This window comes from Candidatus Jidaibacter acanthamoeba (genome assembly GCF_000815465.1).
GTDB lineage: Bacteria > Pseudomonadota > Alphaproteobacteria > Rickettsiales > Midichloriaceae > Jidaibacter > Jidaibacter acanthamoebae.
Map to the genome: position 1 here is coordinate 1 of NZ_JSWE01000137.1, position 1,404 is coordinate 1,404.

The following is a 1,404-nucleotide window of genomic DNA, read 5'->3' on the forward strand; positions in this document are numbered from 1 at the left end:
ATTAAGCTAGTATATAATATTAATATAAAAATATATAGGTCTAGTGATGTATAAGAGGCATAGGTACCAACGTAAAATAATAAGATATGTTAGTTATGTTATATCACAGGTATTCTTTAAGCTTGAGAGATATATCAGAAATATTGTTGTATAGGAATATTGAGGTAAGTCATGAAAGTATAAGAGAATGGAATAAGAAGTTTGGCTCAATAATAGCAAATAATATAGGTAAGAAGAGAAGTTATATTCCTGGTGATAAGTGGCATTTGGATGAAATGAGAGTAGTAATAAGAAGAGAGGTTTTTTGGTTATGGCGAGCAATAGACAATCAGGGGCAAGAGTTAGATATTTTATTGCAGAAGAGAAGGAATACTAAAGCTGCGCTTAGGTTTTTTAAAAAGCTACTGAAGAGGCATAATTTTATACCAAAAATAATAGTAACTGATAAATTAAGAAGTTACGGATCGGCAAAGAAATCAATACTTAAATCTAGTGAGCACAGGAAGCATAAGCGATTAAATAACTTAATAGAAAACTCTCATCAACCTACTAGGCAGAGAGAGCGTCAAATGAGAAAATTTAAGGATCCTGTACATACACAACGGTTCTTATCATCATGCAGTCAATTTTTAAATTTATTAAAAGTAAATAGATATAAGTTTAAAGCTTCAGAATATAAAAATAAAATGAGGCTTGCTTTTAAATTATTCAATGAGGCTGCTTCTCAACATTATTATGTATAATATATAGCAAAATGCTTACTTCTTACATATAACAAAATTATTACTCTAAGTTAAGTTGACGGTACCTGTTAAACTTATTATAAATCTAGAAATAAAATTTTTATAATATGCGAGTGCTCTACCATATAGCACTGTAGCGAGTGGAATATCAAAAAAAAATCTATTTTATCATATTGACTTTAAACACGGTATCACGGTTAATTCAATGGTCTCCTTTTAAGACCCTCTGCCCATTGATTTCTGCTCTTCTCTATTATCAGCTGGATTTCTAAAGTCACTAAATCTTGGTTTTTTAGCTACGGAACCCACCAATTTTTCTCCTATATCTCTTTGAGAGTTTACAGAAGGCTTTTCAGGTGATGAGTAATCCGATCCTTTTTCAACTCTAGGGTTTCTAGAACCATTTATAATTTCTGCAAAATCAAGTCGTCTCTTGGATCCCACTATATCCAATCTCTCAGATCTATCTGCCTTCCTTTTAGCTTCAACTTCCCTTTCAGCTGCTTTGCATTCTTTTATCTTATCAGAGTGTGAAGCTTGATATAACTTTCTTGCCGTATATCCTTCTATAGTAATATTAGGATCAGCACCCTGCTCAAGTAATAACTTATAACCCTCTACATGCCCACCATTTGCTGCCAAGTGTAAAGCAGTAAATCCG

2 protein-coding genes are annotated in these 1,404 nt (G+C 32.2%); one reads left to right on the forward strand and one right to left on the reverse strand.

Annotated elements, in window-relative coordinates; genetic code table 11:
* Window positions 1-86 precede the first annotated feature (86 nt).
* Entirely contained in the window at window positions 87-743 is a 657-nt protein-coding gene (locus NF27_RS06930) for an IS6 family transposase (protein ID WP_084212852.1), read from the forward strand.
* Window positions 744-959: 216 nt separating this feature from the next.
* On the opposite strand, the gene NF27_RS06935 is transcribed toward NF27_RS06930, so the two are convergent.
* On the reverse strand, window positions 960-1,404 hold a 445-nt coding region (locus tag NF27_RS06935), incomplete at its 5' end, for an ankyrin repeat domain-containing protein (protein ID WP_039457504.1).